The organism is Alterinioella sp. (assembly GCF_058343375.1).
In genome coordinates this window covers 19,436-31,662 of the sequence record NZ_JBTUJH010000034.1, presented here as the reverse complement: position 1 = coordinate 31,662, position 12,227 = coordinate 19,436, and the positions used below count along the sequence as shown (strand labels likewise).

Here is a 12,227-nt window from a genome sequence, read left to right as displayed (position 1 = left end):
GGTCTCCCGGTTTCGGTATTGTTCGGAAACAGAACATAAGGAATGTTCTAAATTGGAACAAGAAGAAAATTCGATTGCGGCACAAATTCGGGCAGCACGGGCGCTTTGTGATCTTTCACAGGAAGACTTGGCGCGACTTGTCGGTGTGTCGTCCATGACGATCAAGCGCGCGGAAGGGTCAGGAAAACCGTTCCCGAGCATGAAGGCTATCGCAGCCATCCGCGCCGCTCTGGAAGCGGCCGGGATCGAGTTCATTGCCGCGAATGGCGGCGGGCCGGGGGTGCGGCTCAGGAAGGGCGGTTGATCCATGTCGATCAAGTATGACGTGCCGCCCCGCACCCTGCTGCTGTGCGACTATTCCAAGGGCGGTTTCAAGCCACCGGAAATGGTCAAGCTACGCCCGGTTCTGGCGGTCTCGCCCCGTCTGCGCCATCGCACCAAACTTCTTACCGTGGTTCCGCTCAGCACCACCAAACCGCAACGGGTATGCGACTACCATTGCAGGATCACCATTCCGCAACCGCTGCCGAATTTTTCGGCCATGGAAATGTGGGTAAAGGCCGACATGCTCGCGACCGTCAGTTTCGAGCGGCTCGATCTGTTCCGCACCGATCGCGATCAATACGGCAAGCGCAAGTATATCCAGCCGAAAATCTCGGAAGACGATTTTGCGCAGGTGCAGGCGTGCATCAGGGCCGCCTTGGGGTTGTGAGAACGCGCCGTTCATTGACTGTTAGCGCCATTGGCCCTATATGTGGGGCGTCAGCTCGCGCGCAAGCGTTGAGCCTCAAGACCACCGCGTGTGGCAAGCCCGCCATGGCCATGACAAGCCCGGCGGGCTTTCTCTTTGCCGATCACCGCCGTTCCATCCAGTTCGAGCGCAGCACCGGCGCGGGGCGCGCGGGCGGGGCCTTGCCGGTCAGCTCGGCGCGGCGGCGGCACCAGTCGATGTTGACGATCTGGCGCGCGGCCATGGCGTAGATGGTGCAGTCCAGCGCCTCGGCGCGCTTGCCGGGGATGCGCTCGAAGCTGCGCACCGGCTGGCCGCGCCGGTAGCGCACCACCGCGCGTTCGCTGGTCAGCTGCTCGAACCACACCGGCGGCAGGTCGGCCGAGAACCGCACCAGCCCTTCGCGCGACAGCCGGGCGAACAGCTGGGTTTTCAGCGTGTCCACCCCCACGATCCACAACCGCGCACCGGCCTTTGTGCGGCTGCCCGCGCGCTCGATCGGCGGGCGGTTGCCGGGCGCGCCCTTGATCGCCAGCACCTTGCGGCGCGTGCGCGGGGTGCAGAACGCCGTGACCGCCTGCATGGTGGTGCCGTCGCCCGCATCCACCGCCGCCGCGTCCACGCCCAGCCGCCCGCCCAGGGCATGGGCGAAGCTCTGGCGCAGCAGGCCGTCCAGTTCCGCCCAGGTCTCGGGGGCGTCCCACGCGCCCCAGATCACCTTGTGGCCGAGAATGAAGGCGGTGCCGTCTTCGGCCCAGCCGGCAAGGGTGATTTCCAGCCGGTCATGCTGCACGTCGCAGCCGGCGGTCAGCGCCAGCACCTCTTCGGGCAGGCGGTCGAGCCCCCATTGCTCGGCCCGGCCGGCCAGCGCCTCTTCGTCCAGTTCGTCGCCCTCGCCGCGCCAGCCCTGGGCAAGGATGGTGTTGACGAAGGTCTGCAAGGTCAGCGGATCGTCCTTGACCGCCAGAAACTCGGCCACCAGCTTCGGCCAGGCGGCATTGGCGTGCAGGCTGACCAAGGCGTTGAGGCGAAAGCCCGCATGGCCCTCCACCTCGGGGCGCAGGGCGCGCCATTGCCCGGCCGCGACCATCTCGGGCTTGTGGCGCTCGGGCGTCTCGGCGGCGCAGTGGGGGCAGCGCCAGCGGGCGGTTTCGGGGCGGCCTTCGTCCCAGACGATATGCTCCCAGGCGATTTCCGAGAACGCGCCGCAATCGGGGCAAGGCACCTCGAAGATGCGCTGATCGGATGCCGCCCAGGCGCGCAGAACGTGGCTGGTGGCTTCGTGAACCGGGGTCGAGCCCAGCACGATCTTGCGATCCGGGAAGGACAGGGTGCGCCGCTCGGCCAGCAGGATCGGCGAGCCCTCGGCCGTGGCGTCCATGCCGTCGGCCTCGTCGATGAACAGCACGCGGGCATTGTGCCGGCGCAGGTTGCGCGGTGCGCGGGCGGCCACCACCTTGAGCGATCCGCCGGCAAAGCGGCGCGACAGCAGCGTGTTGCGCTCGCCTTCCTCGCGGTCGTCGGACAGGGCGCGGGCCACGGCCGGGGTTGCGGCAAAGATCGGCTCCACGTCGCTGACCATGTAATCGCGGCAATCGGCCTCGGCCGGCAGCAGGCACAGGATGGGCGCGGGCTCGTTGGCGATGAAGGATGCAAGCGCCGAAGTCAGCAGCGTGGTGAAGCCCACCCGCACCGGCTTGACCAGCGTCACCCGCTCGATCAGGGGATCCCCGATCGCGTCGGCGATCTCGCGCTGAAAGGGCCACAGCCGCACCGGGCCGGGCTGGGCCGAGACGCCTTCGGGCAGGACGATGTTCGCCTCGATCCATTCCGACAGGCGCAGGCGCGGCGGCGGCACCAGGGCGGTGAGCGCGCGGGTGGTGATTTCGTCAAGCGTCGTCATTCTTTCCCTCGGCCACGTTTCCACGGCCAAGCTCGGCCAGCGCGTCGCGCAGTTCGCGGTCGATCCGGGCCACCTGCGCCGGAGCCAGATCGAGGTGGCCCCGCAGCCGCGAGGGCACCGCGAGGATGCGGGCGCGCAGATTGCGCAGAATGTCCGACCAGCGCCGTTCCACCTCTTCGGCCTTGACCAGCTCGCCGCGCAGGGCGGCGTTCTTCAGTTCCTGGGCGTCGGCCTGGGCGCGGGCAAGGCGGGCGCGTTCGCCGGTCAGCGTCAGGGCCTCGTCCCCGCCACCGCGCCCGCTGGCCACGCCGCGCAGGTGCTGAATATAGTTGCGGGTCGATTGTTCCAGGTCATAGCTGTTTCGGCCCAGCCGGATCGCGATGCCGCGCTTGACCAGCTGGGTGAGCATGGCCGGGGTGATGTCGAACAGGTCGCACAGGTCGGAACCGCCGATACAATGCACCGCCTGATTCCTTTCCAGCCCCGGCAGTTCCTGAACGAGCCTCATTTCCTTAACCCTTTGTTTTTAATTGCAAGGCCTGAAACGCCGCGCTTCGCACCCCCGCATAGGGATCGCCCCGGAAGGACCCGTGAAGCCTGCGAAGATCAGCCATTGCCTGCCTTCCTCTCGCGCTCGACCAGCCATTTGCGCACCGCAGCCCGCCGATAGAAGACGCGCCGGCCCACCTTGACCAGCGGCGGGCCTTTGCGCTCGGTCGCCCATTTCGCCAGCGTGCCGGGGGCAATGCCCAGTTCTTCGGCCAGCTCTTCGCGGCTGAGCCAGTCGGACATGAATGCGCGCCCCTCCTTCATGCGCAGCCTGCCGGTTCGCATGCGGCCAGCTTCACGTCCGCCAGCGAGGGAAGCGGGGAAACCTGATCGGCAGCAGCGCGCATCCGTTCCGCCGCCTCGATGCCACCAAGGGAAACCACCATGGCCGCAGCCGCCTCGGCATGACAGCCAGCCACCACCGCTTCGGGGGCGAACCCGTGTTCGCGCACAAGCGCCTTCATCACCTCGCGCAGTGCCTGCGCCGTGGCCTCGGCTTGCTGGTGAAGCTCGTTATCGTCTGTCCTGTTCATCTTTTCCGTTCCAATCCTGTTCCTGCTCATTGGTGAGGTTCGGAGCGAAGGGCATAGGGCGACTGCCCGCGCCATGTTGGCCCGGCAGTCCCCAGCCCTTCGCGTTTGCCTGCTCATCGGAGCCGGTCGTCGCTTCGGGCCCGATCGGTCATGCACCCCTGCCGATCGGTTGGCCGCTACTTTCGAAACCCGGGTGCGGTTCCGGGGATCGGGGCTTCGGCCTTTCGGGCTGCCCCTTGCCTTTGATCCCGCCCGTGGTAGGCTATACCGCAAATGGTGCCACCGTCGGTGACCCGGTCCACCATTTGCGGCCCCACGTATTCAGTGCGCGGGGCCACTCTTTCTTCACCTCTCAATCAGTTCCAGTTCACCTTCGGTTTCGAACAGCCCCTGCACCATCTGGCGCATGACCCACGCCTGTTTCGGGCTGGGGTGCCAGTCAGGCCGCTTGCCCTGCCGCGCGATCGACAGCGCAAAACCGCGCGCCCATTCGTCGCCGTCCGCTGCCATCACCCGCCGCAGCACGCGCGGCCAGTAGATCGTCAGGATTTCGTCCAGCTCCCGTTCCGTCATGCCGCCGCCCTCCGCTGCACGAAGCGCAGAAAAGCCGCCTGCCGGGCCGGAGCCATGCGCCGGAACGCGGCCAGGCAATAGGCGTCGAGCTCCGCCGGGCTGGCCCATTCGGCCCATTGCGCAGCCTCTTCCATACCGCCCAGGAACGGCGGCAGAGGGTCGCCGGCTGCGCCAAGCGAGGCGGCGGCCGTCATGCGCGCCTGTTCCGCATCCAGAGAATTGAGCGTGGCGAACCCGAGCGCTGCCCGCTCGGTCGCATCCAGCCGCGCCGCCGCCACAAGGCTGAAACCGGCCCAGGCCTCGGCCGTGCCGAGCGTCAGGCAATAGCCCAGCATCCGCGACATGCGCTTGTGCGCGGGCTTCATGTGGCGGGAAAGAATGGACGATTTCGCCTTGGACGAAACGCAATTTTTTCGTTTGTTTTCAAGAGGCGGGACACCCACCTTTGGCTGATCTACTGTGCTGGAAAGGCTGCGTTTTGCGACAACCCTACGGGCTGCCAGCTCTTCCCGAACTTCAATTTGGACCATCACGGCCCGGCTGTTCCTCAACAGGGGATGCCCATGTGATTCCTGTGCAATTTTGCGGAACGGGGCGGTTTTTTGCAAATCTTCATCCGGACACAGCTGGTCTGTTCTGCCACGTCACCATGTGACCTGCTGTTGCAAATCGAGGCTGTGCAGGACGAGATGCAGGTTTGGCACACCCCCCGTTTCACGATCCGAACTGGTGGTAAATAAGAGGGGGATGGGTCGGGCGGCAGCGGCATCAACATCACCCCCGGCGGGCTGGCGCGCGTGGCATTGAAGGCCGGATCGCTGGTGGTCAGTTCCAGCCAGGGCGGCGGCACCAAAGCCACCTGGGGTCTGGATGAACGCGCCAGGTTCATCGCGGAACGCAGCCCCACCATCCTGGAACTGCCAACCATGTTTCAGGTCGCGCGCCTTGTCGGGGCCGCCCTGAAAGAGCTGATCGAAAAAACCAGGCCCGACGGTCAGGAAGCGACATCGAAATTCACCGCCCCGGTCATTTCGGGCCGCCATATCAAAGGCGGCGCACCGACGCTTTTCATGATCTGCCCGGAAGGAAATTTCATCGAAGTCACAGATGCACCCCGGATAGATGCGACGATGCGCATTACCAGGCTGTATCAACCGGTTGGGGCGATGCGCTGATGCAACTGCCATGCTATGTGATGAAATAGACGGCCCCAAAGGATCTGAGTTTCGCAATGACCACACAACCGACACCCGAAACCGGCCATTCCACCCATGACGCCAACGAGGATGCCCGCAACCGCGATATCCTGATCTATATCAACGGCGCGCTGAAACACCGCGATGCGGCCATGGTCTCGGTCTATGACAGCGGCTTCATGCTTGGCGATGGCATGTGGGAGGGACTGCGCCTTTATGATGGGGTCTGGGCCTTTTTCGATGAACACATGAACCGGTTTTTCGATAGCTGCCATGCGGTCAGCCTGGATGTGGGCATGGACCGGAACGGCATCGCCGAGGCGCTGCGCATGACGGCCGAGGCCAATGGCATGACCAGTGATGTGCATTGCCGGCTGATGCTGACACGCGGCATCAAGTCAAAGCCGTTCCAGCATCCCGGCCTCAGCCGTCAAGGCCCGACGCTGGTGATCATCATGGAGCATTCAAAACCCGTCGATCGGCTGCAATCGGCCGGCATCCGCCTGGCCTGTGTGCCGCAGGTCCGGGGCCTGCCGCACAGCCAGGATGCCAAATTCAACAGCCACTCGAAACTGAACTGCGTCATCGCCTGCCTGCAGGCCGAAGCGGCCGGGGCCGATGAAGGTCTGATGCTTGATCCGCATGGGTTTGTGAACACGACCAATGCCTGCAATTTCTTCATCGTGCGCCGCGGCGAGGTTTGGACCTCGACCGGGGATTATTGCATGAACGGGGTCACGCGCCAGAAGGTGATCGAGCTTTGCCGGGCCGATGGCATCCCGATCTTCGAGAAGAACTTTTCCCTCTATGAGGCCTATTCCGCCGATGAGGCCTTCCTGACCGGCACCTTCGGGGCGCAGACCCCGGTGGCCGAGATTGACGGCCATGCCATCGGCAGCGGTGCGCGCCCGGTGATGACCCGCATTCGCGACCTCTACAAAAACGCCATCGCAGATGAGATCAGAGCGCAGAAAGCGCCCTGATCCGTTGAACTCTCTGGCCCGCCATTACTGACCCATGGCATTTTGCAGTCGCATCATGACTTCGCCGATCATGGCGGGATTGGCGCGCGCCTGTTCTACGGCGGCGCGCAGGGCGGCGCGCGAAATATCGCTGATTTCCGCCGCATCCAGCATCTCCAGTGCGGCATCTGCGTCGAACATCATGGGTGTGTCCGGATCGCCCTCAGCCATGTCGCTATCTGCCTCAGGCATGGCTTCTTCCTCGGATGCTGCCGCGTCGCCCATATCCGCCTCGGCTTGCATCGCCGCCAATTCGGCACTCAGAGCGGCGTTTGCTGCCTCTGCCGCCGCCAGTTCGGTGCCCAGGGCGGCGTTTTCCGCCTCTGCCGCGGCCAGGGCCGTTTCCAGCTCCACCCGTTCCAGATCGCCTGCCCGGATCCGTTCGCCTGCCGCCGACAGCGCTGCTTCGCGCTCTGCCAGATCGGCCTGTGCCGTCGATAATGCCTCCCGGATTGCGGACAGTTCAATTTGCAAAGCCGCGATTTCCTGCCGCGCCGCTTCGCGCTGGTTTTCGGCGGCCGTGATCGAATTGCGCGCGGCGTCACGTTCCATGATCGTGGTGATCAGATCGTCCTGCGCGGCCGCAAGCGCCGCGCGTGCGGTTGCCAAACGCTGTTCCAATGCCGCCAGCGCCCCGGGGTCGGAAATCGGTGCCGGGGCCACGGAGGCTTGCACACAATCCCATTTGCCGACTGCCGGACCTCCGGAAATCTGGGCCGTGCCGGCAGTCAGCACCATCCTCGACTGGGCGTCCTCGATCAAGAACACACCCGGTTCAAGCTCTGTTACGGTGGCATCCCGGATGTCCCCGCCAATCTGAACCCTTCCATTCGCCACAGTAATCGACTCGGGTTGGCCATTGATCCGGCAAACCACTGACAAGCTCGACGCCCCCCCGACAACAGGCGCGCCGACATTATCGGGGTTTTGCGTGGTGAGTGCCGGCGCGGCCAGCGCTGGCATGGACAAGGTGGACAAAACAAGGGCGAGAGACATGTTGGAAAGAAAACGGGCCATATCGGATGAGACCTTCCATGAATGTGGTGCGCAGAGATTGCGATGCTCCGGGTATTGGGCTGCCCGGTATCCTCGCCGGTAAAACCTAGCCAATTTCGCAGCGCCTGCATAGGCTCGTTGCCCGCCGCCGGGCTTGACACAGGTCATGGCAAGGGGCAGGTGCCCGGCGCAGGGTGGCAACAGGACCCGATGCTGAAGGAACGATGCACGATGACACATCCCGATTTGACAGCCCTTGGCGCCCGGCTTGGCGCGGCGCGCACGCTGGATGACGCCTTGATGAAAGAACTTTGCAAGACCATGGCGACCGTGTTCCCGGACGCGCCCGCCCATGCCGGGGTTCTGGCCGAGCCGACCGAGGCGGTCATGCATCTTGTGGCGCGTTGCGTGCCGGGCTGGTCGATCCATCTGACCGGTCAGGCCGCTGAATCGGATGGCCATTGGCGATGCGGGCTGCGCGCCTCCGATATCCGCGATGATGATGGTGTGGTCGGGGCCGCCGACGGGCCGACGATACCGTTGGCATTGGCGCGCGCCCTATACGACGTGGCGCGAAAATTGCCGGGCTGAGAGCCTACCGCACGTCCTGCGCGCTTTGGAACCGGTGCGGCGACACACCGAATTTGGCCCGGAAACGGCGTGAGAAGTGACTGCTGCTTTCAAACCCGCAGGCCGAGGCGATATCGGCCACTTTCAGATCGGTTTCCGCCAACAACATCCGCGCCCGGCGCAGGCGCAGTTCGGTAAGGTATTGCTTTGGCGTGACCCCAACATGGCCCAGAAAAAGCCGCTCGATCTGACGCCGCGAGACGTGAAATTCTTCTACGAGATCATCGAGCGTGAACAGCTCCTCGATATTTTCCTCCATGTAACGCAGAATCCGCAAGAGCTTGCGGTTGCGGGTGCCAAGCGAGGCCGCGCGGCTGGCCTGTTGCGATTCCTCGTCGGCCCGGTGCACCGGATGCAGGCACATGTTGAGCACGGCATGCGCCAGCTTGGGCCCAAAGCGGTGCGAAATCAGGCTGAGGAACAAATCCGTCGCCGCCGAACCGCCGCCGCAGGTCAGGATGCGCCCGTCGATGACATAGAGCTGATCGAGCGGTTCAAGATCGGGGAACGTCTCGCGAAAGGGCGGGATGTTTTCCCAGTGCAGGGTGAAATCATGGCCCTTCAGGATGCCCGCCTTGGCCAGCGCATACGCCCCCGAACACAAGCCCCCGACGCGGTGGCCAAGGCGCCAATGATGCCGCAGCAGCCCGGCCACCCGGTCGGTCACCACGGTATCGGGTTCGACACCGGTGCAGACAAAAAGGCATTCGCCGATCTCGGCACTGTCCAGATCTGAACCGGCGCTGATCTCAACCCCGTTGGAACAGGTCACCGGGCCGCCATCGCCGGAAATCATCTGCCAGCGATACAGCTCCTGGCCGGTCAGCTGATTGGCGATGCGCAAGGGCTCAATCGCCGACGCAAAGGCCAGCATGGAAAGCTTGGGCAGCAGCAGAAAACTGATTACCTCGGTTTGCTGTCCGGCTGGAAGATCGACAAAAGCCACGCCTTTGGGGATGATACGGCTCATAACCCGAGCGCCTTGCGCCTCTCCTCGGCAAAGCCTTGCACAATCCGGTCTGATATCAGCGCCAGAATGGCCATCGCGGCCCCTGCGGCAATGCCCAGCCCCACATCCGCCTGACCAAGCGCCAGATAGATGGATTGGCCAAGACCCGTGGTGCCGATAAGGGCGGCGATCACCAGCATGGCAAAAGCGTAAAGGATGGTTTGATTGAGGCCCAGCAGGATGGTTGGGGCGGCATAGGGCGCGCGCACATCGCGCAGGATCTGCGCCTTGGTGGCACCAGATGAAATAGCCGCCTCGATCAGTTCGGGCGGGGTGGTGACCAGACCGTGCCGGGTGTAGCGGATCATCGGCACGATCGCGTAGAGAATGATGGCCAGAAAGGCCGAAAATTCACCGATCTGGAAGAACATCAGAACCGGGATGAGAAAGACAAAAAGCGGGATCGTTTGCAGCATGTCACAGGCGGGGCGGATGATGGCCCATGCGATATTGGAGACGGCCGACAGCAAGCCCAGAAGCCCGCCAAACACGGCACAGGCGATAACCGCCGCGCCGGAAAGATAGAGCGAAAGAAGCGCCCGTTCCCACAGGCCCGAAATCAGGATCAGGCCAAGCAGGATCACCACCATTCGCGTCAGCCGCCAGCCGCCGGCCACCCAGGCCAGCGCGCCGATGCCGAAGATCACAAATGGCCAGGGCAGATCCGAGACGCCGGTTTCCAGCACCAGTGCAATGATCGGCAGGCTCGCGCCAAGCGCGCTGCGCCCGGTGGCCGCGACCGCCAGCCCCAGGGCGGCGGCGCCACCAAACAGGCCCCAGCTCATTCCTGCGGTCCAGGAAACCCCCCAGGTGAACGGCAATACCGCGCCGTCCAGCCCGATGCGCAACGGCAACAGACCATAGAACATCGCGGTGTTCTTGATCGTGTCGAGCGTTGCCCCGGTGGTGCGGGTGAAGTCGCTCAGCGCGCCATCAACAGCCTCGACCGTGGGGGCCAGCAAGGCAATGTCGGACGAGGCCGGCAGCGCGGCCCAGGCATAGACGGCAACCACCGCCGACACGCCCAGAATGATCCAGGAAATACGCAGATCATGGCGCTCGCGGCTGGTGGCCAGACGGGCCGAGATACGGTCGATGATGATGGCAAAAGCCACAATGACCAGACCAGCCAGAAAGCTCTGCCCGAAATTGGCCTGGCGCATGGTCAGCAGAACCTCCCACCCGATATCATCAAAGCCGCCAATGACGGCGGCGATGATCACCATGGACAGCGCCGCCATCAGCGATTGGTTGACGCCAATCATGATCTGCGTGGCCGCGGCCGGAATTTCAATCAGGGCCAGCTGTTGCAGCCGTGTGGCCCCCGACATGATGCCGGCCTCTTTCACTTCGGCCTCGACGCGGGCCAGGCCAAGGGCGGTGTTGCGCGCCATCGGCGGGGCCGCATAGATCGCCGATGCGATCAGGCCAACCACCGGGCCAAAGCCGAATAACAGCAATAATGGGGTGAGATAGGCAAAGGTCGGCACCGTCTGCATCAGATCCAGCGTTGCCTCGATCCAGGGCCGGGCGCGGGCGCTTTCATTGGCCCAGACCCCGATGAGCAATCCCAGGATCAGCGCCAGCGGCACCGAAACAAAGACCAGCGCCAGCGTGTTCATGCCCGGAACCCAATAGCCCGAGGCCAGCACAAAGCCGAGCCCGATAGCGGACAGCAGCGCCAGCGACAGCCCGCCCGCATACCAGCCAAGCGCCACGGTGGCCCCCATGATCAGCGGCCAGGGTGTCTGCACCAGCGCCCAGTTCACCGCCACCATCGGCACCGAAAGCGCCGCCGACAGCACCCGCATGGCAGGCCGGATGATGTCGAACAGCCAACCAAGCCCCGCCGATATCCAATCGGCCATCGGCACCGTCCAGGCATCGGGCCATTCCGGCATCCATGCCACCTGCCCCTCCAGCATCAGGCTGAACGCACCGACCAGCAGCACCAGCAATGCCGCGCGGGTGCCGGGTGTCAGATGCGGCAGCGAAACCGCCGAAGGTGCGGCCTGATCGCTCATGTCGGGTCGACCGTCAGCGCGGCGGCCAATGCGGATGGGTGGACATACCCCGCCCGGTTTCCATCCCGATCCCAGACCGGGACCGGCTGATACAGATACATGCAGGCCGCCAAGGCCTCGTCCAGGGTCATGTCGAGCCGCAGTTTCGGGTCATCCGGCATCTCGGGCAGCGGAGCATCGGTTTGAACGACGCTGTCCAGACGGGCATGCTGACCCTTCGCCACATCCTTGGAAAACTCGCGCACATAATCATCGACCGGTTTCAGCACAATCTCGGCCGGTGTGCCGATCTGCACGATCACCCCGTCGCGCATGATTGCAATCCGATCGGCCAGTTTCAGCGCCTCGGATATATCATGCGTGATAAAGACGATGGTCTTGTTCAGCCCGGCCTGTATTTTCAGAAACTCATCCTGCAACTGGCGCCGGATCAGCGGGTCGAGCGCCGAAAACGGTTCATCCAGGAACCAGATATCGGGGTTTACGGCCAGCGACCGGGCAATGCCGACGCGCTGTTTCTGACCGCCCGACAGCTGCCTTGGATAGCTGTCTTCGCGCCCGTCCAGCCCCACCATCTGGATCACCTTCAAGGCCCGCGCATGGCGGTCTGCCTTGGATTTTCCCAGCATTTTCAGAGGGAAGGCCACATTCTCGATGACGGTCATATGCGGAAACAGGCCAAAATGCTGAAACACCATGCCCAGTTTGCGCCGCCTGAGTTCGATCAGCCGCCTGGGGCTGGCGGCCAGAATATCCTCGCCATCAATCAAGACCGAGCCCGCCGTCGGCTCCACCAGGCGTGAAATACAGCGCACCATGGTGGATTTGCCCGATCCCGACAGACCCATGATCACGAACAGCTCGCCCTCACGGACCTCGAAGGAGGCGTCTTGCACGGCCGGGATCAGCCCCTGCGCCGCCACATCCCGGGCGGCCTCCAGGGCGGTTTCCGACCGCCCCAGAGCCTCTTTCAATACGGCCTTCGCATCGCTGCCAAAGACCTGCCACAGCGCCTCGACGGCAATTGCCGGGGTGCCGGTCGAAGCTTGTGTGGTCATGCTC

15 protein-coding genes are annotated in these 12,227 nt (G+C 64.1%); 5 read left to right on the top strand and 10 right to left on the bottom strand.

What is annotated here, in order from left to right:
- Together ACW8PS_RS05965 and ACW8PS_RS05960 are read left to right on the top strand one after the other, a co-directional pair.
- On the top strand, nt 1-304 hold a 304-nt coding region (locus tag ACW8PS_RS05965; protein ID WP_491526398.1), incomplete at its 5' end, for a helix-turn-helix domain-containing protein.
- Between the two features lie 3 nt (nt 305-307).
- The gene (locus tag ACW8PS_RS05960) at nt 308-712 is read left to right on the top strand and encodes a type II toxin-antitoxin system PemK/MazF family toxin (RefSeq protein ID WP_491526397.1); all 405 of its coding nucleotides are present in this window, start codon (nt 308-310) and stop codon (nt 710-712) included.
- 142 nt (nt 713-854) lie between these two features.
- Here the strand turns inward: ACW8PS_RS05960 and ACW8PS_RS05955 are convergent, their stop codons facing one another.
- The 6 genes from ACW8PS_RS05955 to ACW8PS_RS05930 form a co-directional block, all read right to left on the bottom strand.
- Nucleotides 855-2,633 carry a phage terminase large subunit family protein gene (locus ACW8PS_RS05955; RefSeq protein WP_491526396.1) on the bottom strand — a complete coding sequence of 593 codons (1,779 nt, stop codon included), beginning with the start codon at nt 2,631-2,633 and terminating at the stop codon, nt 855-857.
- A complete protein-coding gene (locus ACW8PS_RS05950; RefSeq protein WP_491526394.1) occupies nt 2,620-3,141 on the bottom strand; it encodes a DNA packaging protein in 522 nt (173 codons plus the stop codon). The genes ACW8PS_RS05955 and ACW8PS_RS05950 overlap by 14 nt, the downstream gene beginning before the upstream one ends.
- A gap of 98 nt (nt 3,142-3,239) precedes the next feature.
- On the bottom strand, nt 3,240-3,425 hold the full coding sequence (locus tag ACW8PS_RS05945) for a helix-turn-helix transcriptional regulator (protein WP_491526393.1): 186 nt from the start codon (nt 3,423-3,425) through the stop codon (nt 3,240-3,242).
- Nucleotides 3,426-3,442: 17 nt separating this feature from the next.
- Nucleotides 3,443-3,715 carry a hypothetical protein gene (locus ACW8PS_RS05940; RefSeq protein ID WP_491526392.1) on the bottom strand — a complete coding sequence of 91 codons (273 nt, stop codon included), beginning with the start codon at nt 3,713-3,715 and terminating at the stop codon, nt 3,443-3,445.
- A gap of 345 nt (nt 3,716-4,060) precedes the next feature.
- Nucleotides 4,061-4,288, bottom strand: coding sequence for a hypothetical protein (locus ACW8PS_RS05935; RefSeq protein WP_491526391.1), 228 nt, complete (start codon nt 4,286-4,288; stop codon nt 4,061-4,063).
- Nucleotides 4,285-4,896 carry a hypothetical protein gene (locus tag ACW8PS_RS05930; protein WP_491526390.1) on the bottom strand — a complete coding sequence of 204 codons (612 nt, stop codon included), beginning with the start codon at nt 4,894-4,896 and terminating at the stop codon, nt 4,285-4,287. The genes ACW8PS_RS05935 and ACW8PS_RS05930 overlap by 4 nt, the downstream gene beginning before the upstream one ends.
- 189 nt (nt 4,897-5,085) lie before the next feature.
- Between ACW8PS_RS05930 and ACW8PS_RS05925 the strand changes: the two genes are divergently transcribed.
- Both ACW8PS_RS05925 and ACW8PS_RS05920 read left to right on the top strand, forming a co-directional pair.
- The gene (locus ACW8PS_RS05925) at nt 5,086-5,463 is read left to right on the top strand and encodes a hypothetical protein (RefSeq protein WP_491526389.1); all 378 of its coding nucleotides are present in this window, start codon (nt 5,086-5,088) and stop codon (nt 5,461-5,463) included.
- A 56-nt stretch (nt 5,464-5,519) separates the two neighbouring features.
- Nucleotides 5,520-6,467: an aminotransferase class IV gene (locus tag ACW8PS_RS05920; protein ID WP_491526388.1), complete on the top strand. Its 948-nt coding sequence runs from the start codon at nt 5,520-5,522 to the stop codon at nt 6,465-6,467.
- Nucleotides 6,468-6,491: 24 nt separating this feature from the next.
- Here ACW8PS_RS05920 and ACW8PS_RS05915 read toward each other — a convergent pair whose 3' ends face one another.
- Complete coding sequence (locus ACW8PS_RS05915) at nt 6,492-7,523, bottom strand: hypothetical protein (protein WP_491526387.1); 1,032 nt, start codon at nt 7,521-7,523, stop codon at nt 6,492-6,494.
- Nucleotides 7,524-7,733: 210 nt separating this feature from the next.
- Between ACW8PS_RS05915 and ACW8PS_RS05910 the strand changes: the two genes are divergently transcribed.
- The gene (locus ACW8PS_RS05910; protein WP_491526386.1) at nt 7,734-8,093 is read left to right on the top strand and encodes a hypothetical protein; all 360 of its coding nucleotides are present in this window, start codon (nt 7,734-7,736) and stop codon (nt 8,091-8,093) included.
- 4 nt (nt 8,094-8,097) lie between these two features.
- On the opposite strand, the gene ACW8PS_RS05905 is transcribed toward ACW8PS_RS05910, so the two are convergent.
- From ACW8PS_RS05905 to ACW8PS_RS05895, 3 genes are read right to left on the bottom strand one after another with little or no spacing between them, the layout of a single operon-like run.
- Nucleotides 8,098-9,102 carry a GlxA family transcriptional regulator gene (locus ACW8PS_RS05905; RefSeq protein ID WP_491526385.1) on the bottom strand — a complete coding sequence of 335 codons (1,005 nt, stop codon included), beginning with the start codon at nt 9,100-9,102 and terminating at the stop codon, nt 8,098-8,100.
- Complete coding sequence (locus ACW8PS_RS05900; RefSeq protein WP_491526384.1) at nt 9,099-11,165, bottom strand: ABC transporter permease; 2,067 nt, start codon at nt 11,163-11,165, stop codon at nt 9,099-9,101. Before ACW8PS_RS05900 ends, ACW8PS_RS05905 begins: the two co-directional genes overlap by 4 nt.
- Nucleotides 11,162-12,223 carry a quaternary amine ABC transporter ATP-binding protein gene (locus tag ACW8PS_RS05895; protein ID WP_491526383.1) on the bottom strand — a complete coding sequence of 354 codons (1,062 nt, stop codon included), beginning with the start codon at nt 12,221-12,223 and terminating at the stop codon, nt 11,162-11,164. Before ACW8PS_RS05895 ends, ACW8PS_RS05900 begins: the two co-directional genes overlap by 4 nt.
- Nucleotides 12,224-12,227 lie beyond the last annotated feature (4 nt).

Excerpts from the sequence above, each read along its gene's own strand:
- ACW8PS_RS05935 (WP_491526391.1), bottom strand. The coding sequence starts at position 4,288 with ATGACGGAACGGGAGCTGGACGAAATCCTGACGATCTACTGGCCGCGC.
- ACW8PS_RS05910 (WP_491526386.1), top strand. The coding sequence starts at position 7,734 with ATGACACATCCCGATTTGACAGCCCTTGGCGCCCGGCTTGGCGCGGCG.
- ACW8PS_RS05950 (WP_491526394.1), bottom strand. The coding sequence starts at position 3,141 with ATGAGGCTCGTTCAGGAACTGCCGGGGCTGGAAAGGAATCAGGCGGTG.
- ACW8PS_RS05905 (WP_491526385.1), bottom strand. The coding sequence starts at position 9,102 with ATGAGCCGTATCATCCCCAAAGGCGTGGCTTTTGTCGATCTTCCAGCC.
- ACW8PS_RS05945 (WP_491526393.1), bottom strand. The coding sequence starts at position 3,425 with ATGTCCGACTGGCTCAGCCGCGAAGAGCTGGCCGAAGAACTGGGCATT.
- ACW8PS_RS05960 (WP_491526397.1), top strand. The coding sequence starts at position 308 with ATGTCGATCAAGTATGACGTGCCGCCCCGCACCCTGCTGCTGTGCGAC.
- ACW8PS_RS05900 (WP_491526384.1), bottom strand. The coding sequence starts at position 11,165 with ATGAGCGATCAGGCCGCACCTTCGGCGGTTTCGCTGCCGCATCTGACA.
- ACW8PS_RS05955 (WP_491526396.1), bottom strand. The coding sequence starts at position 2,633 with ATGACGACGCTTGACGAAATCACCACCCGCGCGCTCACCGCCCTGGTG.
- ACW8PS_RS05940 (WP_491526392.1), bottom strand. The coding sequence starts at position 3,715 with ATGAACAGGACAGACGATAACGAGCTTCACCAGCAAGCCGAGGCCACG.
- ACW8PS_RS05920 (WP_491526388.1), top strand. The coding sequence starts at position 5,520 with ATGACCACACAACCGACACCCGAAACCGGCCATTCCACCCATGACGCC.
- ACW8PS_RS05915 (WP_491526387.1), bottom strand. The coding sequence starts at position 7,523 with ATGGCCCGTTTTCTTTCCAACATGTCTCTCGCCCTTGTTTTGTCCACC.
- ACW8PS_RS05895 (WP_491526383.1), bottom strand. The coding sequence starts at position 12,223 with ATGACCACACAAGCTTCGACCGGCACCCCGGCAATTGCCGTCGAGGCG.